General features: G+C 32.4%; 16 protein-coding genes and 9 pseudogenes. 14 read left to right on the top strand and 11 right to left on the bottom strand.

The genetic code is table 11. The features are described from left to right. Positions 1-14 precede the first annotated feature (14 nt). The 6 genes and pseudogenes from Y7E_RS0127810 to Y7E_RS30520 form a co-directional block, all read left to right on the top strand. Positions 15-998 (top strand): hypothetical protein, encoded by a 984-nt coding sequence (locus tag Y7E_RS0127810; RefSeq protein ID WP_017154457.1) that lies wholly within the window; start codon positions 15-17, stop codon positions 996-998. A gap of 1,113 nt (positions 999-2,111) precedes the next feature. Further along, positions 2,112-3,335, top strand: a complete 1,224-nt coding sequence (locus tag Y7E_RS0127815) for a helix-turn-helix domain-containing protein (RefSeq protein ID WP_017154458.1) — start codon at positions 2,112-2,114, stop codon at positions 3,333-3,335. A 605-nt stretch (positions 3,336-3,940) separates the two neighbouring features. Beyond that, positions 3,941-4,364: pseudogene (locus Y7E_RS35110) on the top strand (MarR family winged helix-turn-helix transcriptional regulator). Positions 4,365-4,378: 14 nt separating this feature from the next. Continuing rightward, entirely contained in the window at positions 4,379-5,017 is a 639-nt protein-coding gene (locus tag Y7E_RS0127830; RefSeq protein WP_017154460.1) for a nitroreductase family protein, read from the top strand. Positions 5,018-5,056: 39 nt separating this feature from the next. Continuing rightward, positions 5,057-5,428: a DUF1304 domain-containing protein gene (locus Y7E_RS0127835; protein WP_017154461.1), complete on the top strand. Its 372-nt coding sequence runs from the start codon at positions 5,057-5,059 to the stop codon at positions 5,426-5,428. 903 nt (positions 5,429-6,331) lie between these two features. Then, a pseudogene (locus tag Y7E_RS30520) lies at positions 6,332-6,869 on the top strand (IS6 family transposase); the annotation flags it as partial. Positions 6,870-6,904: 35 nt separating this feature from the next. Here the strand turns inward: Y7E_RS30520 and yknW are convergent. The 3 genes from yknW to Y7E_RS0127855 form a co-directional block, all read right to left on the bottom strand. Further along, positions 6,905-7,603 carry a YknW family membrane protein gene (yknW, locus tag Y7E_RS0127845; protein ID WP_017154463.1) on the bottom strand — a complete coding sequence of 233 codons (699 nt, stop codon included), beginning with the start codon at positions 7,601-7,603 and terminating at the stop codon, positions 6,905-6,907. A 102-nt stretch (positions 7,604-7,705) separates the two neighbouring features. Next, positions 7,706-8,545: a DUF1129 domain-containing protein gene (locus tag Y7E_RS0127850; protein WP_017154464.1), complete on the bottom strand. Its 840-nt coding sequence runs from the start codon at positions 8,543-8,545 to the stop codon at positions 7,706-7,708. A 1-nt stretch (position 8,546) separates the two neighbouring features. Then, the gene (locus Y7E_RS0127855) at positions 8,547-8,876 is read right to left on the bottom strand and encodes a PadR family transcriptional regulator (RefSeq protein WP_017154465.1); all 330 of its coding nucleotides are present in this window, start codon (positions 8,874-8,876) and stop codon (positions 8,547-8,549) included. A 160-nt stretch (positions 8,877-9,036) separates the two neighbouring features. Between Y7E_RS0127855 and Y7E_RS30525 the strand changes: the two are divergent. From Y7E_RS30525 to Y7E_RS0127880, 5 genes and pseudogenes are all read left to right on the top strand, one after another. After that, positions 9,037-9,509 (top strand): annotated as a pseudogene (locus Y7E_RS30525) (IS6 family transposase); the annotation flags it as partial. A gap of 236 nt (positions 9,510-9,745) precedes the next feature. After that, entirely contained in the window at positions 9,746-10,336 is a 591-nt protein-coding gene (locus Y7E_RS0127865; RefSeq protein WP_017154467.1) for a TetR/AcrR family transcriptional regulator, read from the top strand. Between the two features lie 59 nt (positions 10,337-10,395). Next, positions 10,396-11,610, top strand: coding sequence for an FAD-dependent oxidoreductase (locus tag Y7E_RS0127870; RefSeq protein ID WP_017154468.1), 1,215 nt, complete (start codon positions 10,396-10,398; stop codon positions 11,608-11,610). A 403-nt stretch (positions 11,611-12,013) separates the two neighbouring features. Then, positions 12,014-12,385 (top strand): hypothetical protein, encoded by a 372-nt coding sequence (locus Y7E_RS0127875; RefSeq protein WP_017154469.1) that lies wholly within the window; start codon positions 12,014-12,016, stop codon positions 12,383-12,385. A 145-nt stretch (positions 12,386-12,530) separates the two neighbouring features. After that, a pseudogene (locus Y7E_RS0127880) lies at positions 12,531-12,761 on the top strand (IS4 family transposase); the annotation flags it as partial. Between the two features lie 57 nt (positions 12,762-12,818). Here the strand turns inward: Y7E_RS0127880 and Y7E_RS0127885 are convergent. After that, entirely contained in the window at positions 12,819-13,265 is a 447-nt protein-coding gene (locus tag Y7E_RS0127885; RefSeq protein WP_017154471.1) for a GNAT family N-acetyltransferase, read from the bottom strand. A gap of 623 nt (positions 13,266-13,888) precedes the next feature. Here Y7E_RS0127885 and Y7E_RS0127890 point away from each other — a divergent pair. Further along, positions 13,889-14,527 carry a class I SAM-dependent methyltransferase gene (locus Y7E_RS0127890; protein WP_026049382.1) on the top strand — a complete coding sequence of 213 codons (639 nt, stop codon included), beginning with the start codon at positions 13,889-13,891 and terminating at the stop codon, positions 14,525-14,527. Positions 14,528-15,821: 1,294 nt separating this feature from the next. Here the strand turns inward: Y7E_RS0127890 and Y7E_RS0127895 are convergent. From Y7E_RS0127895 to Y7E_RS30530, 5 genes and pseudogenes are all read right to left on the bottom strand, one after another. Next, positions 15,822-16,103: pseudogene (locus Y7E_RS0127895) on the bottom strand (PD-(D/E)XK nuclease family transposase); the annotation flags it as partial. A 90-nt stretch (positions 16,104-16,193) separates the two neighbouring features. Then, positions 16,194-17,096 (bottom strand): Rpn family recombination-promoting nuclease/putative transposase, encoded by a 903-nt coding sequence (locus Y7E_RS0127900; RefSeq protein ID WP_017154474.1) that lies wholly within the window; start codon positions 17,094-17,096, stop codon positions 16,194-16,196. A gap of 100 nt (positions 17,097-17,196) precedes the next feature. Then, a pseudogene (locus tag Y7E_RS32365) lies at positions 17,197-17,741 on the bottom strand (recombinase family protein); the annotation flags it as partial. A 437-nt stretch (positions 17,742-18,178) separates the two neighbouring features. Beyond that, a pseudogene (locus tag Y7E_RS32370) lies at positions 18,179-18,424 on the bottom strand (DDE-type integrase/transposase/recombinase); the annotation flags it as partial. Positions 18,425-18,433: 9 nt separating this feature from the next. Beyond that, entirely contained in the window at positions 18,434-19,102 is a 669-nt protein-coding gene (locus Y7E_RS30530; RefSeq protein ID WP_017154475.1) for a poly-gamma-glutamate hydrolase family protein, read from the bottom strand. Between the two features lie 27 nt (positions 19,103-19,129). Here Y7E_RS30530 and Y7E_RS33370 point away from each other — a divergent pair. Beyond that, positions 19,130-19,231, top strand: a pseudogene (locus Y7E_RS33370) (IS6 family transposase); the annotation flags it as partial. Positions 19,232-20,227: 996 nt separating this feature from the next. Here the strand turns inward: Y7E_RS33370 and Y7E_RS31115 are convergent. Next, the gene (locus tag Y7E_RS31115) at positions 20,228-21,190 is read right to left on the bottom strand and encodes a C45 family autoproteolytic acyltransferase/hydrolase (protein WP_017154476.1); all 963 of its coding nucleotides are present in this window, start codon (positions 21,188-21,190) and stop codon (positions 20,228-20,230) included. A 100-nt stretch (positions 21,191-21,290) separates the two neighbouring features. Then, positions 21,291-22,145 carry a MerR family transcriptional regulator gene (locus Y7E_RS0127915; protein WP_017154477.1) on the bottom strand — a complete coding sequence of 285 codons (855 nt, stop codon included), beginning with the start codon at positions 22,143-22,145 and terminating at the stop codon, positions 21,291-21,293. A gap of 900 nt (positions 22,146-23,045) precedes the next feature. On the opposite strand from Y7E_RS0127915, the pseudogene Y7E_RS0127925 reads away from it, so the two are divergent. Beyond that, positions 23,046-23,261 (top strand): annotated as a pseudogene (locus Y7E_RS0127925) (Crp/Fnr family transcriptional regulator); the annotation flags it as partial.

Here is a 23,261-nt window from a genome sequence, read left to right on the forward strand (position 1 = left end):
GAGGGGGAACATGAATGCTGAGTACATACGAAATAAATATGACCACAAATGAAGTAAAAGAGTATTTAGATATTAGTCACTTCACATTTAATAATTTGATAAAACAGGGACAATTAAATCCAATTAATAAGGATACATGGCGTTTAGATGGAAGCTTTTTATTTAAAAAAGAAGAAATAGAGAAATTAAAAGAAGAACTTGAGGTAGAAGGAATTACTTTATATCAAGCAAGTAAAGAGTACAATATCAGTATGTATCAACTCGAAAAATGGATAGAAGAGGGCGAGATAACTTGTACTATACAGGAACACCGTAATCGCAAAACAAAGTTTGTGAAAGAAGAGGATGTCCGTGAATTTGTACAACAAATAGAGCGGAAAAATACAATCTATACATACTCACAAAAGCATAATGTAGTACTATTACAAAGATTTATGAAAGGGAATACGTTAGCACGTATTTGCTCCATTCCAAAACGTGGAGATATCATGCTACGTGATGAATTTGAAAATGACATGACGTTAGAGGATGCAATAAAAGTAGGGTATGAGCCTGCCTACGCTTTATCTGATCAACCGCGAAGTCATCATCAAAGATTTGTGAAATTCCGCTTTCCTAAATCTTATCAATATCGAAGTGATATTTTTCGATTTATAGATCTCATATTACAGGATGTATCACCAAGAAACTTAAAAATATCAGTAGAAGATGAATTTTGGTATTTTGATATTCGTCAATCTCTAATATCATTACCATCTGGAATGCAAACCGAATGGATGGATAATTTAGCACCCTTTATAATAGAAGGAAAAATGATACCACGTGTTAACAATAGTGTATATTTAGATAGCAATACCGTAACAAAGCCCGTAACTCTCACAAGTAACGAGTATAAATTTATAAAAAAAATTGTAAAAGAAACAAATAGTTCCATCGAAGAATTTATTAAAGATGCAATTCAAGATAGGATTAATCAGCACTCACTTAATCAAAAATAAAAATTTTCTCAACCATAATATAGAAAAAATAGTAAAAAATTCATGTAAATTTACATTTAATTGTTCTATACTACAACTTATAGAGTTATCCTCAAAATCTCTATGTGAGTCGAACTATGCCCTTAACAAAAAAGAATCACTTTTTAGTGGTTCTTTTTTGTTGTAAATCTTTGAGTTAGGATTTAATCGGTTCTGGTGCAAAAAAATGATACATTACAAAATTCGTTTTTTTTGCACCAGAACCTGTTAATTTATATGTAGTCAATATTTCTATTGTTAATTCATTCTTTTCTATACTAATTACATATTATTTTCAAAGTGATAGTGTCAGTATATTCGAAGTTGAGAGATTCAATGCAGTTATCTTGAGATTTTGGACTAAAATAAATTTTCTAATACTTAATATTTTTTTGTAAAATCATGTACTTTTTGATTAGATTTTGTAGTATTCATTATAAATTAAAGATGCGTTTCTATTAGAAACTCTCCTTATAAAGACTGTACTCCCATGGAGGAGTCTCAACCTTTTTCAGAGCACTCACTCTAATGTGAGTGCATTTTTTTTGCAGACAAGGACTGGAACGCTTCTATCAACATCCAGCAAGGAGAGCGATTATGTTAGTAGAATCATATATAGAGAAAGAGACAGGCTCGATAGCTAAGTAAACTTCATACCGGTAGGTACGATTACCTTAGAAGCTCTCCTTTAAGTGAAGTGTAGATGGGGGAGTTCACATGATGGTTTTTTTATTAGCTTAAATTCTTTTACTTACAGACTATTTATATAGGTTAGTAGTGAGAAAGGAGATAAATCATGTTCTTTAGAAATTTAACAAAAAATCACTTAATGACTATTAATTATTATAAGAGTAGATTTTTGTAAACATGTAAAGAGCGTGTATATAACCTTGATTTGCCTCAACAAAGCCTTACTTTAATAGATGAATAGCAAAAGGTCTGATACTGATAGATTAATAGAACGCTATGACCCCTTACCCTCTTTCCCAAAAAGACGAAAAATTTCTCAATAGCCATTCTATAATCTATATCCATTATATTGATATGATGGATATATTTGGGCATTTAAATCGTTTTAACGGGAGGAAATTATACATGGCTATTGATTTACAATATCTTTCTCATTTAATGCATCAAGCATTTTCAATTCCCATTTATTTTCTATCTACAACTAAGGAGATATTATTTGAATGTACTTCTCATAATACTTATAATCCTTTTTATTCACAGAAAGAAGAACAGTTGGGAGAGCTTTATGAAAAAGACACTCTCAAAAACTTCCCTTTTCTCAAGACGAATCGTTACCTAGAAAATTTTATTTTAATCCAGATAGTAGAACACGAATATTTAAAAGGAACACTTATTATTGGTCCATCTGTATATCCAAAGGTATCTAAAGACACTGTTATTAAGTTTATAAATGAGTTCAACCGAGGTATCAGGACACAAGATGTAATTTCCTATTTTCACAATATACCTGTAGCTAGAAAAATCACTTTAATTCATATAGGTATTTTATTTCACTATTTGATTTTTAACGAAAAGATAGATACAAACATCTTTTGGGAACGAAATAAATTACTGGAGGAAACTTCTTACCCGCTTTCGAATCCTGACTTATATATTTCTACACGACGACAAATCAACGCTGCTTATTATGATATATCATTGGAAAAAGAATTTTTCACAGCTATAAAGGAAGGAAATAAAGAAAAAGTCATAGAATATGCATATGCATTTCCACAAGAGGAGGCAGCTAATTTATCCAAAGGAAATCCACTAAGAAATCAAAAAAATAATGGCATAATTGCGATTACATTAGCTACCCGATATGCAATAGAAGGTAGCCTCCCATCGGAAATTGCATTTTCACTTAGCGAGTTATATATACAAACTCTCGAGCAATTAGATAACATGTACGCTGTAAATAGATTAATAGAAGATGCTTTATGTACGTTTGCGGATTATGTAAAAGAATATAATACTCAAAAATACTCCAAAATTATAGGTGCCTGCTTAGACTATATTGCTAAAAATATTTATAACAAAATTACTCTAAATGATCTTGCTAAGAGTGTAAATGTAAAGCCTAGTTACTTATCCAATTTGTTTAAAAAAGAAGTTGGTATCTCCTTAAGCAAATACATACAAAATGAGCGAATAGAAGAAGCGAAAAAGCTATTAACATTAACCACGTATTCTTTATCTGATATTTGTACCTGGCTTAACTTTAATGATCAGAGCTATTTTACAAAGATATTTAAAAAGGTTACTAATATGACACCTAGACAATATCGAGGAAAACACACTGTGATTTGAAAATTCGAATTCCTGAAAGTATGGATTTGACATAAAGGTACGACGTTTAATGTGGTACTCCTCCATAAATTGAAGTTATACGTGCGTACATAGAGAATCAAGGGAAATAAATTAAAGAAGGCTAACCTCCACTAAATCGAAGATTTTGAAGAGGTTAGCCTTCTTTTTTTGTTCAAAATGGATGGGTTTCTTCTATTGTAAAATCAACATTTGCAGCACGATTATAATTGAACTTTATTCCAAATCAACAGTACCCCATGTCCATCAAGCTAACAAAATGGACTGCTCCCAAAACAATAAAAATGAGTTTCATTACTAAAAAAGACATAAAATTTTCGTTTTTGGGACAACTAATTTTTTTAACTTGATGGTGATACAGCTGAATTTCTTTATATATTTAGCTAAATATGATTATCAGAATAAACTTGAAATAACTATGATTTCTAGAAATGTGAACTGATGTTGTGAATTAATTTAAAGCTGATGGAACAAAATAGAACTAATTAAGCAAAAAAACTTGCAAAACTAAAAAGAGGGATGTATATTATTGACGTATCAATAATTGATATATCAATTAATTTTCAGTAAGAAAAAAGGGGTGAGTTTTGAAAACATGTTGTTCAGAAGAAGCCGAAATTTTATATAAGCTACAAAATTTGAACAAAGTAATTGGTGCGAAGTTTGAAGCATGCATTGGCATCAGTTAATCTCGATTGGAATTGCTCGCATTGCTCTATCACGTTGATGAAATTAGTCAAAGCGATCTTCAAAAAAGGTGAATATTGGTGGCGCAGCCATCACCAGACACGTTAAACAGCTTGAAGCCAAAGGAAACGTATTAAGACTGAGGATAACCGTATAACGCTTGTTCGGTTATCTGAGCAAGGACGAGAACGAATCGAGTCTTCCAAGAAAGAATAGGAACGTTTTATGAAGGAAATGCTCGTAAATGTCAGTGTAGAAGAACGCAATGTACTTATTCATGTTCTATCACAGATGCAAATAAATGTAGAGAATATTAAAGCATAGAGGAGTGTTTATACATGGGAACTACATTAAAAACAAACGATTTTATGAAAATCATGAAAGGACGTCGATCCATACGTAATTATGATCCAACAGTCAAAATCAGCAAAGAAGAGATGGCCGAAATATTAAAGGAAGCTACTACAGCACCATCCTCAGTTAACGCACAACCATGGCGCTTTCTTGTTATCGAAAGCTCGGAGGGAAAAGAAAAGCTTGCAAAACTCGCTAAATTTAATCAATCACAAGTTTCTACTTCATCTGCCGTTATAGCGGTATTTGCAGATATGGACAACGGTGACTATATAGAAGAAATTTATTCAAAAGCTGTTGAGCTAGGGTATATGCCGCAAGAGGTAAAAGACAGACAAGTACAAGCATTGACTGCACATTTTGAAAAACTTCCAGTCCAAGAAAATCGCGAAACTATTCTGATTGACGCAGGTCTTGTCTCCATGCAATTAATGCTGACAGCACGTGCGCATGGATATGATACAAACCCAATCGGGGGTTATGACAAGGAAAATATCGCTGCAACCTTCGGATTGAAAAAAGAGCGCTATGTACCAGTTATGCTACTATCTATCGGTAAAGCAGCCGACGAAGGATATGCTTCATACCGTCTCCCTGTTGATAGAATTGCACAATGGAAATAATATAAAACTGATATTAGGGAGTAGAGAGGAGAGAGTGGTGTGGAAATAATCGCAGCTATTTTAGTGGGAATCGTAGCATTAGAACATTTATTCATTATGATCCTTGAAATGTTTTTTATTGATTCAAAAGTGGCAAAACGCGCTTTCAAATTACCGAAGCACTTAGAAGGAGATCGAAACGTAACCATTATGTTTGCAAACCAGGGTTTATATAATGGATTTCTAGCCGCTGGTCTCATTTGGGGACTTATACTGGGGCTCAACCCAATTGGCTATATGATTCAATTATTTTTCGTAATTTGTGTGGTGATAGCAGCTATTTTCGGAGGTTTCACATCCAATAAATCAATTATTGTGAAACAAGGCCTTCCAGCTATTTTAGCACTGGTTACCCTTTTATCTGTGATATAGAACCCAAGCTTTTCAATAACAAGAACCCATTTTTGAAAAAATATAAAAGTGCTAATTAATCATAATCAGTTTTACAAATTATAAAAATCATGAACTTAGTTTTACTTTTTATAATTAAAATGTTCCAATTTAAGACACTTCAAAAGGTTCTGGTGCAAAAAAATGATACATTACAAAATTCGTTTTTTTGCACCAGAACCTGTTAATTTATATGTAGTCAATATTTCTATTGTTAATTCATTCTTTTCTATACTAATTACATACTATTTTCAGAGTGATAGTGTCAGTATATTTGAAGTTGAGAGATTCAATGCAGTTATCATGAGGTTTTGGACTAAAATAAATTTTCTGACACTTGATGTTTTTTTGTAAAATCATGTACTTTTTGATTAGATTTTGTAGTATTCATTATAAATTGCTAGTAGAAGACTCTCCTTATAAAGATTGTGCCCCATGGAGGAGTCTTAACTTTTTTCAGAGCACTCACTCTAATGTGAGTGCATTTTTTTTGCAGACAAGGACTGGAACGCTTCCATCAACATCCAGCAAGGAGAGCGATTATGTTAGTAGAATCATATATAGAGCAAGAGACAGGCTCGATAGCTAAGTAAACTTCATACCGATAGGTACGATTACCTTAGAAGCTCTTCTTTAAGTGAAGTGTAGATGAGGGGAGTTCACATGAGGGTTTTTTTATTAACTTAAATTCTTTTACTTGTAGGCTATTTATATAGGTTAGTGGTGAGAAAGGAGATAAATCCATGTGCTTTAGAAATTTAACAAAAAATCACTTAATGACTATTAATTATTAGGTTTTGGTGCAAAAACTTCAGGATAATTACAATAAATCTATAAAACTTGGACATACTGATACTATTACTCTAGAAAGGGTGCGTGATTGGTATGGAAAAAGAAAATTTGTTCAAATGGAAGCATTATCAGCCTGAACTAATTTGATTAACAGTAAGGTGGTACCTGCGGTACAACTTAAGTTTTCGTGATTTGGTGGAAATGATGGAGGAACGGGGATTATCTTTGGTTCATACAACCATTATATCAATACGGTCTTGAATTAGATAAGCGAATTCGACGTCATCTTAAATCAACCAATGACTCGTGGAGAGTCGATGAAACTTATATTAAAGTAAAAGGTCAATGAATGTACTTATATTGTGCAGTTGATTCAGAGGGGAATACCATTGATTTTTATCTAAGTAAATCAAGGGATAAAAAAGCAGCCAAGCGCTTTTTCAAGAAAGCCTTGGCCTTTTCGTGCGTTTCTAAACCTCGTGTAATAACAGTAGATAAGAACCCTGCCTATCCTGTAGCGATTCAAGAGTTGAAAGAAGAGAAACATATGCCTGAAGGCATACAACTAAGGCAAGTTAAATATCTCAATAATATAGTAGAACAAGACCACCGGTTATTAATGTTGCAAATCTTTTATTAAATTTCTTTATAATGAGCTTAATTTATTTACATTGGCATACTTGGTAAAAACTTCGCTATTAATACAATAATTGCCGCTAAGAATACCACTTTAATAATGAATAGAATAATAATTGGAATCGATGCTTTCACTTTACTTAATCCAGCTGTAATATGTAATCCAAGCCAAATTAAGACTAAATTCCATACAAAGAATACTTCAATTGTATTACCAATTCCATATGCAAATGTACCTTCCGTAAATAATAACCCTAAACTCGTATATTGGCTCATCCCACTTCCAAAAATTAGGCTTAAAATTGTATTAATAAGTCCGCCAATAATAAGGACAATGTTTGTATAAACTACAATATTCAATAAGGTCTTATAAGGCGTATCATTACCAAAAAACATCATAAATATTTTATAAATAGCTGCTATGAATAGTGTTCCAACCACCGCACTAGCAAAGCTTGATCCAATTCCAGAAATAACTTCTGATGTAAGTGAATTTTGTCCAGCCAGTTCACCTAATTCTTTTTTCATTTTAAGCATCTTAGGTGAAGCATGTATAACATACGCACTTAAACCACCTAGTAGCCCTTGTAACAGTGCTACGAAGAGGAACATACCCCAAACTTTCTTGTTTGTTTTCATCCTTTCAAATTGTACTCCAGGAGATGTAATCATTCCAAATAATGATGGCTTTTTCGCACCTACATCTTGTGTATTCATATTCACTTCCATTATAGCGCCTCCTTTTATTTATATAATCCTCTTAAAGGATATTACAAATAATTCACTCGAACAAAATTATACCTCTGTATTGTAATCACTCTTTATTTATAACTAATTTTCATCTTCCATTTTTCGAAATAGTAACCATTCGACTAGTACATAGAGTGCAATAGGTAAAATAATGCTAAGAATGACAAAAGTTTGGTTTTTACCATCCTGAACAAATTCTTTCATTTGTGGAATCCTTAATAATAAACCGAATATTCCTAAAGTGACAACGAAAGTAAGCCCCCCAAAAAATTCACGTTTCTTCTTGGATATAACATAAATAATAGACGCGATTAAAATAACAAGAATAGCAATCCAATCAAATGGGGTACCAATTTTTAAAATTCCTTGTTTGGATGTATAAAGTCGAATGAGGATAAATACCCCAAACGGAACCATTGCTATTATCCATACTACGAAAAATTTAATTAACCTTGGTAATTGCGTTTTCATATAAATACTCAGGTGTAACAATTTAAAAACACCATAAGTGAATGCAACGGAGAATATTCCATTCAACAATATAACAAAGCCATTTATTTGTAATGATGGAGTTGTAAAACTACCTATAATATCGTAAAACATACTAATTAAAAAAATCAAACCACTAATTTTAAAAATCGATTTCCATGAAGGTTTATCAAATTGCTTTGTCAATTGATCGACAACCTCTTTCGGATTTTTACCTAAATACTCTTCTGCCGATTCACCGTGCTTTTGTGCTTCTAAAATATCTTGTAATATCGCCATTAAATGTCGTTCTGTTTCTAGTTCTTCATAGAAAAAACCAAATGTACGCATATACAGTAAAATATCTTCATAATATATTTTATTTTCCGGGGATAGCTGTTCTCTAAGCTTGTTATTTTGCTCTACTAATTGTTTAGCGGTATTATTTTTCATCCTATTCACTCTCCACTTTTTTCAAAATTCGATTCACTTTTACAATCAATGAACTCCATTGTTCTTCAAAACCCTCTAGTTGTTCTTCTCCTTCATGTGTAATAAAGAAGTATTTCCTATTCGGTCCATCAGGTGAAGCGAGCTCCTTACTTTTAATTAACCCTTGTTTTTCTAACTTTTGCAGTAGAGGATAAATCGTTCCGCCTACTATTGTTGTAAACCCATAATCACGCATTATTTGTACAAGTTCATAACCGTATACTGATTGTTGTTTAATAATAGATAGCACGCAACCTTCAAGTACCCCCTTTAGTAGTTGTGTTTCCTTCATTTACTCACCTCACTATTATGTAAAACCTACTAGTTAAATATACTGTATCATACAATAACTAGTTTGTAAAACCTACTAGTTAGACGATAACTAGTTTGGATTAAAGTAAAGTTTAGGCAAAAGAGTTCTGTTGCAAAGTTTTCTAAACTAAGCAACACTTTCGAAAAAGAAAAACACATTGTTATCTTGGCGTTTGGATGAAACCTATATCAAGGTGAAAGGGAAATGGTGTGATTTATATCGAGCAATTGATAAAGAGGGACAAACACTTGTTATTCAAGGGACACACAAGCAGCATATGCTTTTATGAAAAGACTTGTTCGATCTTTTGGAGAATCAACGGTTCTGACGACAGATAAGGCCCCTTCTTTAACTTCCGCATTCAAAAAATTAAAGGAGATAGGTCTTTACAAAAATACTTTTCATCGTACAAGCAAGTACCTCAATACTATCATCGAGCAAGATCACCGACATGTGAAACGTCGATTCTCTCGTTCTTTAGGATTTCAAAGTCTCCGCCATGCCTCACGTACTATTAAAGGTATAGAAACTGTTCATGCCATATACAAACAAAAACGAAGTCTTCAACCAAACTTCGTTTTTTCGATGTACAACGCATTACATGAATTATGAATAGTTTCATAAAACTGGTCCACAACATTCCCCATCTCTTTATATCTTCGGAAACTTTAACTCTGTTTTAAATTATGTTGAATACAAAAGTGGATTACTTTTTATAAATTGTGTTGTATTAGAGAAATTATTCTGCTAATTTTTATTCTTCAATTAAGTTTAACCAATAATTGTCAAACTCAGATATTATGGTATAATTTCACTAAGTAATTACTTAATAAGTAGTGAGGTAGAAAATGAAGAAAATAACAAACAGACAATTACAAGCTCTAGAAACAAAAAACAACTTAATTGATGCGGCTCTAGTTGTATTCTCAAAAAAGGGATATGCCGCAAGTACCACGAAAGATATCGCCAAAGAAGCTGGAGTTACCGACGGATTAATTTACCATTATTTTAAATCTAAAGAGGATCTGTTATGGGCTATTATCGATAAACATACTCTTAATCATGAATTAAATAAGATGACTACTGATGTAGGCTCAGATGAACCACTAGAAGCTATTTTATTTCACATAATTGATTCATTATTTAACTTACTGCATGCTAAGGCCGAATTGATTGTTATGTTTTTTGGAGAAGCTCAGCGAAATTCTGCCGTTCAGGAACATCTTGCCCAATTGATTCAACAGGGAATTCATATATTTTATCGCCTTCTATCCAAACACATAGATGAAGAAACTTTTTACTTAGAAACGGCAATTAGAAATCTTTTAACATCTATGGTTATGTACTTTTTGACTAATGATCGGTTTATTAATAATATCGATCAAAGAAAAAAGTATATTAAGGTTACAGTTGATCAATTTTTAAAAATCTTCACCTAATTTTTTTGTCTATTTCACTAAGTAAATACTTGATGAAATGATTATGAGGAGTGGTTGTTATGAAGACTGATGTTGTTATTGTTGGTGCAGGTCCGGGCGGGTGTTTTTTGAGTTACCTTTTAGCCCGAAGTGGTGTAAAAACAGTATTATTGGAGCGATATGAACACTTGAATCGCGAGTTCAGAGGTTATTTTTTTCAGCCACAGGTTCTTAAGTTTTTTGAACAAACGGGATTGCTAAACGATGTTTTACAAATAAAACATGAGAAAGTGGATGCCTTTCATTTTATCGATCATGGAAAAAATCTATTTTCTGTCAGATTTGATGAGCTTCCTAAACCCTATGATTACGGCCTGATTATGTCACAACCATTATTACTTCAATTCTTAATTGATCAAGCATTACAATATGACAACTTTTCGTATTTCAGCGGAACAATGGCTAAGGAGTTTATTAAGGAAGAGAACAAAATTGCAGGGATTAAAGCGAAACAAAAAAACCAGGAAGTAATCATTCAAAGTCGATTGGTTGTTGGTGCAGATGGTCGTTATTCAACAATACGAAAGTTAGCAGGAATTCAATTAGATAAGGAATCACATCAATTCGACTTTGTATGGTTCGACATGCCTGCATTAGAAGGTAAGAGGTACTTACCTCATATCAAAATTGAAAATGAAGGAATGTTGATTTATGTTCCTAAAGGATCCGGTCTTGTTCAGGTTGGGTGGGTGATTAGGAAAGGAACATATTCAGATTTGAGGAGGAAAGGAATTGAATCTTTTCAAAATCAACTTATCACAGTAGACCCTGAGTTAGAACAACAATTACGAGTATATTTACACGACTTCAAACAATGCTCTGTTCTTGACATTCAAGTAGCGACATCCAACCAATGGGTACACGATGGTTGGATGTTAATCGGAGACGCTGCTCATATTGCATCTCCATTTTCTGGCCAGGGAAATAGTTTAGCTATACAAGATGCTGTTGTAGCCCATGATGTAATTATGAAAGTGTTACCGAAAGTTCAGTCTTCATTGCCTATTCACTTACTAAAACAATATGAGGATATAAGGCGACCAGCCGTGTCGCAGATACAAAAAATACAAAGAATACAAGCTGAATTAATTGGAGTTAAAAATCCCTTACTCCTTCACTTAAGAAGAGCCGTGGTACCTTTGATATCGAGAACCTTTCTGTTCAAAAAAATGAGAAACAAAATTGCACTAGGAACCCAGCCGCTTGATGTAGCCACTTTTCATTTCAAAAATTAAGGTGGATTTTGAAAGCTGGATATTCTTAGCATAAGGTTATCCGGCTAACTTACTTGTTATTTTTCTTAGCGTGGTTTTTTTCCGAAATGCTGGTGGTACTCCTAGTATGGCAAGAGTTTAATTTATATAAAATTTAGAATAGTCAGTCTTGATTCTATCAATTTACTATATATTACATTTATGTAAGTGTTGTTATAAGGGTTCTGTTGCAAAGTTTTAAACGCCCCCAAAAATATAGAATGAAAATACAATTGTTCCGAATAAACATTATAAAATATACAAGAACATGTATCGTATACTCATTATTTTCGGTTATTTTTCAACTTTGCAACAGAACCTATTGGTTGGTACATATTTTTCAAAAGAAAGTATTATTTTTAATTAATTAAAGGGGGAAATAAAAATGATCCAGAAAATCATAGATCAGCAGAATGTAGAATGTATTGGAGGGTTTATTGCTCAATACGCAGATGCAATTATGGCTCATGTTAATCCTGGCAAACTGCATCAAAACAATATCGTTATTATAATTAAAAATGATAAAACGATATGGGCCACAAAAGTAATGCAACAAGATAAAAATCAAAACAATATTAATTGGATAGAAATCACTAGAGAGAATATAAAAAAGAAAACAAGTCTAATTACAAGAAAGACATGTTATTTTGAAATCAAAAAGGGTGATTTATTTGGAACTTATATGATTTCGGAGGATTTGATTTTAAATGAACAATTTGGTGAAGATAAATCCTATCTTGATTTTATGGTAGGATAACTTAGTTTAAAACATTTTTCATGAAAAATAAATTATTTGGTTTAAAAAGAATAACATTTTTGATACTTAAGGATTTGGACTATTTTTGAAGTTAAAAGCACGTTACTATTCTCTTATGTTAATGAGAAAGAGTGACGTGCTTTTTATGAATATGCACCAAAAACAAGAGTTATCTTTATTTGCTGAAGAGTTATATCGATATATGTCTCCCGCTACACTTAATCAACTAGCTATAGAAGTTGGCGGGATGAAACGAAAACGTAAGTGCCACGGGCACCATTTCTTATCTTTGTGTGTATGGTTAAATCAATAAATCGCTACTACCTCTCTTCATTCTTTTATAAAAAAGTTTGATCATTGCCTATCTATGTTGCTCCACAATCGGGTCCTTTACTTTAATAAGTCTAAAAGTCATTGTGGTAAATTCAAGTGCTTACAAGGAATACTTAGCTAATTGTTCACCCAAAGATGATAATTCAGTCTCAATAAATCCTGCCTTTTTATATACAAATTTTGCTGTAAGATTTTCAGGATCATATCCAATCATTATTAAAGAAATGTTTGCATTATTATTTCGTCTTATCTCTTCAATAACCACATATATAGCTTGTTTACCTATACCTTTTCCTTGAAATTCTTCATCAATCATAAGTCTATAAATCCAATAATTATTATCATCAGGGTCTATCCCAAACATAGTAAATCCTATCATTTTGTTATCAAGATAAATACCTTTTGCATAGAAATTATCTAGAAATTGAACTTCTGCGATAGAATAAAGGTTGGATGCAATAAATGTTTGTTGTTCTTCTTTAACAGATAATCTAATTGCTTCTTCCCAATTACTTTTGTCAATAGGCTTTAAATAAATTTTCTTCAATCTGGTACTCTCCCTTTAATATTGAAGGGGAACCACGTAGTTTATGGGCTATTGAAACGTTATCCCCTTGTTTTTTCGCCCAATCAAGTATAAATAATTTCTCATCGACAACGCCTCCTTAAAAGTACAATTAAAAACAAATTATTATATTCGATATAATTACAATATTCCCTCTATTTTTTATTGAACACTAGATTATTCTTACCAAACCTCACTGTTAACTTAATAAGTGTTATTCAATTAAATGGTCCTTTAACGGAACAACTTATTGTCACTCAACAGTTCCTTAGGGCTAAATGTTGGTGTGAAAGAAAGTTTAATCAAAATTCTAAATGACTGTTGATATAGCGGTATTTGATAGATTTTGACACGTTTAAAACGGTTAAACTTTCTTCAAAACATCGCAACTTTTTTATAAATAGTTAATCTTTTTTTAAAACGGTTGATCTTTATTTCAAATCCACAAAAACACGCTATTCTTTCTGTAGAATCATAAGAAAGGACAGTGTTTTTTGTAGTTATTTCAGATTTGCATCAAATACACAAATGAATGTAAAGACTGTTTTTTTCTTCTTGTTAGGAATATAATCAAGGGAATTTATGGGAAAGGAATGTTATCACGTATGAATAAACAAAAAGAGTACTGGAATGGAGTGGCAAATGAAAAAGAATTCACGACACCTTTTCAACTTGACTTATTTTCAAAGTATGTAAATAAAGATGCAACCTTATTGGACTATGGATGCGGGTACGGAAGAACATTACTTGAACTAAAAGAACAACAATTTACGAATTTATATGGTGTGGATTTTTCAGAAGAAATGATTAAACGGGCTAAATCAAATGATATGGCCATTGATTTTAATATTATTAAAAGCGGGAAACTTCCCTTCCCGGATAATTTTTTTGATACTGTTTTATTATTTGCAGTTCTAACCTGTGTATACCAAAATCAAGAACAGGATTCTATTTTAAATGAAATTAAAAGGGTATTAAAACCAGAAGGTATTATTTATATTAATGATTTTTTACTAAATGAGGATGAAAGAAATAAAACACGCTATAAACAGTATGTTGATAAGTATGACACATATGGCGTATTTGAATTATCTGATGGAGCTATTTTACGCCATCATAATGAAAAACGTGTAAAAGAATGGACAAATACTTTTGAGAAATTAGAGTATGAAAAAGTAGAGTACGTAACAATGAATGGTAACCGTTCTAATGGATTAGTATATATAGGTAGAGTAAAAAAATAAAATAACTTGTAATATACTAATAGCGAAACAAAATTACAACAAAGTCTATTTACATGTAATCTAAAATGTCCAAAAAATAAAAAATACGCTATTCTTTCTGTAGTATCATAGGAAAGAATGGCGTATTTTTTCATTTTAGGGGGAATTTTGTTTTGTTAGGTTGATAGCGATGGGGAGGAGACACATAAACTAGTATTTTTCTCTCAAATCTCAAAAACTAAGAATACTCCTCGTTTTGAGATACGAACAAAGTTTAACTTAAAATAAAAACTAACGCCTAAGGAGAATTTAATCTCGTAATATTAAGTTTTATTTAAATGATCATCCAGCAGAAATACTAGAAAGGTCTACATTATAATGTTATTTATAAACATGATTTAAAAAGAAACAAATTCCTCTTTTTCATCTCAATAACATAAGGTAACTATTCATTTTGATATTATGTTTTAACACACCAAATAACTACCGATAATTTATCTTATGTAAACTAATAGTAAGTAAGTTGTTGGGACCATTCATTTTTAATGCCTCCCTTTTGTGTTTGGCGAGACAAATCTGGGGACTTCATTTTTATGACACAAACTTTGGGACTTTTAAATTAACTCAGTACTGAATTTGTGTCGTTACATAAATTTGTTATGAATATTCTTTGTAGAGTAACACTTTAAAATAATATTTTAATACACTCTAAAATGTACTAGTGTATTCTATTTGTCTCTAGAACATCTAACTTCATTCTCTTGTATCATACCTTATACATTGTTAACTAAAGGTAGTTAATCGAATTGATACATATCTCTTTTGTATTTATTAATTTCGGTATGTGAAATTCTAACATAATAAAAAAGAATCCATAATTCCCCTTTTCTAATCCAATCTCCTAAACTCTTCTTTATAGAAATATAGATAATGCTATAAAAGGGATTATCTATATTCTCCAACCTTAGCTTCAATTCTAAAATACTTCTTTATTGTTCTTTGTTTACCTGCCCTAGTAGCATAGTACTATACTGCTGTTAGCAGTATATGTTGGTAATGACATTATTACTTATAAGTCCAGTGTACCACTGGACTTATAAGCTACCCTTTTTTATTTCTCATTAAAAAATATAAACAAGAAAAGAGGGTATACAATACTTACAGAATTGCCAGTTTGCTTAAAAATTTGAGTATCTGAATTAACAAATTTTGCTTTATCAAAGTACGCATCTGAAAACCTTTACTTATTTAAAGTTACAAAAAAACAGTTTTTCAGTTTCCTTTCTAAGAAGAGAAACTGCTAAACATAATAGAATAACTTCTCGCGTGCTTCATAAGCTGTTCGGAAAGTAGAGTCATGACTCATATTTTCCCATTTATTCATTGCTTTTTGTAAAATTGGATTTTGATTCATTGCAATCTCCTCCAATGTTTGAGTTAAATGTTCATCTTCATATGCTGGTAATAATAACATCCAGCGTACAAACGCATTTTCCCAAGGTTTCACTTTTTCTTCACGTCATTACTTCACAAATCTTGGTATTTCTACAAAATGAATTTCAATGTCATTACTTAAGATCTGTCGTATTTTCGTATTTGTCCGATAGTGTGAAAGTTTTTTACTTCATAACCAAAGAACCGCTTCTGAATAATTACAAGAGCGGTTCTTTAGTCATAGCTGCATGCGTTATAATAATATCTTTCTGATTTCTTCTATGCTTAAATCTGTGAATTTCGCAATGTCTTCTAACGGCATTCCATTCTTATGCATACCACGAATTAATTGGGCTTTACCTTTTTCTAGACCTTTTTCTAGACCTTTTTCCAGACCTTCTTCTAAACCTTCTTCACGTGCATGCGCTAATTTAGCTTGTTCATCTAGAAGTAACTTCTCGCGTGCTTCATAAGCTGTTCGGAAAGTAGAGTCATGACTCATATTTTCCCATTTATTCATTGCTTTTTGTAAAATTGGATCTTGATTCATTGCAATCTCCTCCAATGTTTGAGTTAAATGTTCATCTTCATGTGCTGGTAATAATAACATCCAGCGTACAAACGCATTTTTCCAAGGATTCACTTTTTCTTCACGCCATTGTTTCACAAGTTTTGGTATTTCTACAAAATGAATTTCAATGTCATTACTTAAGATTTGTTGTGTCTTCGCATTCCATAACTGTCCGATCGTATGAAAGGAATCATCATAAGAAAACAGCATAAAATCTAATAAATTAATGGTAATTGTTTTACGAAGTGAACGATAGGGCATTCCCTCTTGCATTTGAGACGTATATAATTTGGACCAATAATATAAAGAACGTTTGACCATATCATGGGTATTTCGAAGCTGAATTTCTATATTCACTTGCGTTCCGTTTTCTAATGTTGCTAATAAATCTAAAATAGATAATTTATCATCTTCATAAGCCTTATGAAGATGTGGGTCTTCTAATTGTAGAGAGACAATTGGTTCATCTAAAGATTCTTCTAAAATGGCATTTAGGAGCCCGATTAAAATCTCCTCATTTCCCTTTGTGCCAAATAACTGTTTAAAAGCAAAATCAATTCGTAAATTTACTAATTTTGTGGACATGGGTTTCCTCTCCCTGTCTTTCTTTTCTTAACTATATTTTATAAGATAGTCCTCTACACATGCAAATGCTACTATTATAATTGTAGGTTTAATTTATTGTAGCTTCTTTATTCTGTGATATCTGTTTATTTTTTCGTATGTATCGGTACAGTGTTGCCTGACTAATACCAGTCATATTCACAATTTCTTGTATGCTGTATTCTTTAGAATCATATAACTCCAATGCTCTCTAAATGAAGCCTATCCTTAATCCGAGGACGTCCACTTCCTCTTGCTCTGACACTTTCAAGACCTTCTTGAGTTCGTTGGGCGATTAAAGCTCTTTCAAACTGACTAAATGCGTTAACATCAGTTTTCCTTGAGGTGTATTCGTATCGATGAGTTTAACACCTTTATTCTCAAAATACTCAACTAGTTCAATCAAATCTTTTGTGCTTCGTCCTAACCTAGAAAAACTTTCAATAACTAACGTATCTCCAGATCTAATTTTATCTTTTAATTGGCTAAGCTCTGGTTGATTACTTTACTTATCATTTTTTTCGTCAAAATTTCGGTATAGTTATAATTTTGAAGTATATCAATTTGACGAATTAAATCTTGCTGTTTTGTACTGACCCTTGCATAACCATAAATATATGAATCCATCAAATCACCTAACCTTTTCAAGATATTTTTATCACAAAGGGTAGTTAAAGTTAATTTGATTTTGATAATAGTTTTGATAACGAAGTTAAGCGATTTGGAAGGATTAAATTTCTCTTACTTTACAGTTATCAAAAACAATCGTTTTTGAGACGTTGTTTTGTAACACTTTATGAATGATTCAAAAGGTCTATATGATTTTGAAGTACGTCAAAATGTTGTCTCGAACTTTTTGACATATTGTTTTTTATAGAAATCACTTCACTCCAAAAGGTGTACTTTTTGATATAATGTATAAATTTTTAATGAATTAAGCTAATTCCCCTATTTCGGGGATTTAGGAAAAAACACCCTAGCTTGATGGGCACGAGACTATGCCCCAAAAACATGTATCCCAGCTGAACCCCATTATGATGCTTTGGAGGCGTTAATTTTTGCACCAGAACCAAATCAACTATATTACCTTTGGAATCTATCGCACGATAGAGATACAGCCATTGCGATTTTACCTTGATATACGTTTCATCGACTCACCAAGAATCATTAACTTTCTTTAATTGACGACGTATCCGCTTGTCCAATTCAGAACTATACTGATGTATCCAACGTATAATGGTTGTATGAGGGATAGATCGTCTCTGCCCTCCCATCATTTCTACGAAGTCACAAAAACTTAAATTGTACCGAAATTACCATCACTTTGACTCAGCTATCGCTGACCGAATGGCATTACTGAATTTTTCCATCTTGGAATTATCATTTGTAAGCTCGTCGCGCAAAGCAGTGGTAAGCTCCAGTTGCACGCCTTTTAGGTTTTTACCCTTATTTACGATATTCTCCGGGTCGGTCCCTCCGAGATTGTCAGGTGTAGTCCCAATGCCGAAACCTGCGTCGGACAATTTACTCAAAATATTCTTCTTTAATTCCTCATCAAGTCCACCCATGTAAACTAGTTTTTCTGTTCCTTTCGCACCATGGATAGAAATAACTTTGTTTTTTTGTGCTGTCATTCCCAGAGCTATTGGGTCGTCATAATGGGTAGAAGTTAGATGCAAATCATTTCGCTCATCGTTATTTAAATCTTCATATTTTTTAGCATTAAATATGTAGTAACTGTAATCACTTAGGGCAATTTTTTTTGCAATTTGGTCCGTTCCAGATTCAATCCTTCCACCGTGGATTGCTAAAATGATTGCATCAGCACTTGGTATATCTTGGGTTTCAATGGTATAATCTATACCTTTTTGGTAATGCGTCGACAATTCTGCAAAGTTATTGTATACATCCGATGCGGCTGAAGCTGTAGACACAGCGAATGCTGAAGCAGTGAACAAAGATGTCAGAGCTAACATAGTTTTTTTCATTTCAATTCTCCTTTTTATTTGAACTCTCACTTGTATGATCCTGAATTCGGAAAATGAATACGTAGTCATCTCAAGCAAACAAATGACTCCTGGAGAGTCAATGAAACGTATATCAAGGTAAAATCGCAATGAATGTATCTCTATCGTGCGGTAGATTTTGAAGAACAAACCATTGATTTTTATCTGTTGTGCAATTGCTTGTTTTTTTAACCATAAATTCACTTATTTCTCATATACGGATTAATACACGCAAAAGGTAATTATAACCTATTTATACATACTTTACCACGTTTATCCACCTATCATTGTAACATAACTTCAATCATATGGTATTATCTGAACATAGATTTATGGACAGAGTTTTCGGACGTATTTATAGGGAAAAATCTACGAAACTAAGAATGAAATTGATGTGTCCAGAAAATAGGATTTTCTGAACAAATATCTCTTAGCTTACAGTAAAAGGGGTTAATTGTGACGAAAATGTGTCTAAACGTACAGAATTCCCGAAATGATATGGTGAGGCCATGTCCATCAACTTAAGAATATTCACTATCCTAAAAAATAAAAAACGTTATTCTTTCTAAACAAGCTAGATTATTAGAAAGGATAACGTTTTTTATTAAGTTGCTGGGTATAGGTGGCACTCCTATAACAACGAATACATACTTTCACAATTCGTGTCAGTTGTTGAATATCAATAAAGTTGTTTAATCTTAATAATCTAAATACATAAAACACCGTTCGGAACTAGAACGGTGTTTTATGATAATTGTTTAATTTTCTTCATTGAATATTATTTTTCTCAAAACAAACAACAATAAAGTCATTTAAAAAGTAAGTGTTCTTCCGCAATTGCGCCCTTTTCTTGAATAAGTACATACTTGTATTAGTTTAGTACTTAACTTAGGACATATCGAACTAAAACCACCTTTAATAGCAAGATACAGCTCTTCACTTTAAACACTATCAATAATTTTATATTTATTATCTCAATATTCTCCAAAAATCCGGTCCATAGTTCTTGTTACAAAAATCAACTGGAATTCGTGTCTGTGAAAAATTATCACCAACATTTATCTTATATAATTTATTCTGTAAAGGAGAACCAAAGGAAAACTCAAGTTAGCAATCAGTAAGATTAAACAACACTGAATGAACTGTTCCAAAGTTCTCTTTATAATTATGAATGGATATCCCTTCCGGAAACTCCGTTGAAAGAAGTTCTTTAATTTCGCAAATAGTTCTTTTACCATTGTCACTAAATTTATTCTCTAAAATATCATATCGTAGTTGAGATTGTTCTAGCTTGCCTGGCTCAAGATTTTCAATTTCAGGAAATAGCCCATGATTTGTTGCAATTAAATAGTCTAGTTTTGCTTTTTTAACTACTTTAACTCCGTCATATGTTCCAACTAAAGCCGCCTGACCATTTGCATCCGCTAAAAGTAAATTCATATTCGTTCCCACTAGCATGTTTTTCACAGCATAGACGGCTTCTTCAATATTTTTACACGTCTCTAATATAGTTCTAACAACCACCATAAACTGCAACCCAGTGACTCCGGGTTCTCTCATACCTGGATATTTACCTATTGGCATGCCGCACGAAGCAAACGCTACACATAGGCCTTTCTCGTTTAATCCTTCACTTCGACCAAATGTAGAAACAGAGAAACCGGTATGCGTGTATCTTCCATCTACTTTAGTTGTACAAAGGCGCATATCCGAAATATCAGGAGAGAGGTCGTAGTTTCGTAATACGTATGTTTTACCATCGGCCATTTTTTGGGGCAAAATTGCACCTAGACTACACCCTCCAGGTATTAACCAGGCATCGTTATAAAACTTTAATTGGTTTGGCTTATAACCAAATCCTTCCGCAAAACCCTCTAATTCCTCATTTAATCCCGGACAATACTCCTCGATTTGAGCTCTCATTTCTAGATATGCTTTGTCAGAATCAGATTGTTCTCTAAAAAAAATTTCCTTAGCGTATGCATTCTCATAATATTCTACTGCTTGTTGTTTTCCAATTGCATACGAACTTCCTTTAAGATAAGTAAATTTGCCTGTATGCGTATTCATTTCAAGCTCCCCATTCTGCATTTTAATAGCAAGACATATATACCTTGCTATAAACAGAATAAACTCTCCAGTTACTGGAAAGTTAAGCTTAATTCGTTATTTAATTATTCTGCGTTATTACCTTTACAAACACTTTTGTCAAAAAATTCTTTGGATGTATCTCATTGTTCGGTTTAATATTTATTGGATTCACTACTTTGGATGGAACGAGTCCCTTTATGTACTCTTCCATATACATTCTTTCAACATGAAGTGATTGTTCTGCCACCCATGCCTTTAAACGATTGTAACCATAATAAAGTTCTGAATAAGGTCCTTTTACATCGATACATGCATACATTCCACCGGGTAATATCGTAAGGCACTCCTCATTTTTATCGACTTTTACGGGTAAAAGTAATTCAACATCTGCTTTCTTTTGTCTCCAGTCTTTTTGATGAAAAATAGCTAGTAGCTCCCCATCCATATTAAACTGATATGCATATATCTTTTCAAACAACAGTTTAACGAGTGTATCCATTTCAACCATGTTTATTGTTTTGCGAATAGACACAACTTGTATATCTTTTCGCTCCTCTATGTAACAACTTGACAGAATTGGCCCAGGAATGAATGCTTTATCATTTTTTATGAACTTCTTTATTTTCTGGATGTTGTTAATTTGCTTGATAATTTGTTCTTGCTCACACTTTAACTCTTCTGTCTTTTTCTTTAATCTTACATCCAGATCTTTCATATCTTTACCCCTTAAAATTTGTTCAATTTCGTTTAACGAAAACTGGCAATCTTTAAGCGCAAGGATAGTCTTTAGCTCTTTCATCTTATCGTAGTCATAGTAACGATAGCTCGTCTCGGGATCTACATAAGAAGGTTCGAGTAAACCAATGTCACTATAGTAACGAACTGTTTTCACAGGTACATCGCACAGATTTGAAAATCTTCCGATGGTATACATAGCAAAACCCCTTTTCAAAATGACATTTATTTCTAAAAAACCCGCCCAATAAAACCCATTATAAACCAAAAATAAATCAATCTGACACTTCAACTTTCCACTTGAGATTCTTCTTGATTTTCGATGAAATAGGACTTCAATGGAATAACATGACTGACTTTTTTAAATAACTTTACATGTTTTAAACGATTTTATTGTAAATTAAACAACTTTATTGTACGTCAACATTTCGCACCGCATTTATCGGGAACAATTGCTTTGTTTGTTCAAAAAGAGATTGATGAAAATCATCTTGAACTAGTAAAAGAGGTGTGTGCAAAAGCTAATATTGAAGTTGTATATAAAAGATATAACGCTTCGGATTACGAAAAATAAATCAAACAAAAACATCATTTATTTCAACCCCACACAAAATGATGATCCTATCCATTTGGACACATTTACCAGTATTTTTACCAAAAAATTCATGATATGGTTAATTAGTCGAGTACGTCATTACTTGACAATTACCCTTAGAAGCCCCGTGAATAACGGGGCTTCTTTTCTACAAAATGAAATTTTTATTAAGATTTAATCTTTTATACTACTTTCAATAATGTCTCACAGGACTTTAGATTGCTTCATCCCTTCCTCCTCACACAACTTTTCAATCACGGCCCACGTTTCTTCAGATAAAGTCAAAGATACTTTTTTCATAATTCCAAAACCTTTACAACCAGCACCTTCTCGTTTACCTTGAATTGGGTTACTTTTTTCATTATCATTTTGAATTGAGTCACCTTTATCATTACTTATTTTATTATTTGTATTTTGATTAAATGTTGCTTGACATGGTTAAATGCTATAATAGTAAATTGTGGATAAAGGATATGCCTTATATGTTCATAGAGGTGATGAATTATGCTTAATAAGCCGAGTGATTATATTGAAGCTGGTTTGAAGCTGGAGTTGGAAGAAGATTTAAAATACTTATTTAATTCAACAGCTGCTATAAAGATGGTACCAAAGGGTACAATTGTTTTAAGGCAGGGGCAAAGAGTTTCTTCACTGTATTATATTCATAAAGGAATTATGAGGGGCTATTATATAGATGCTGCAGGGAATGATGTGACAAAA

Source organism: Bacillus bingmayongensis (assembly GCF_000299035.1).
Classification (GTDB): Bacteria; Bacillota; Bacilli; order Bacillales; family Bacillaceae_G; genus Bacillus_A; species Bacillus_A bingmayongensis.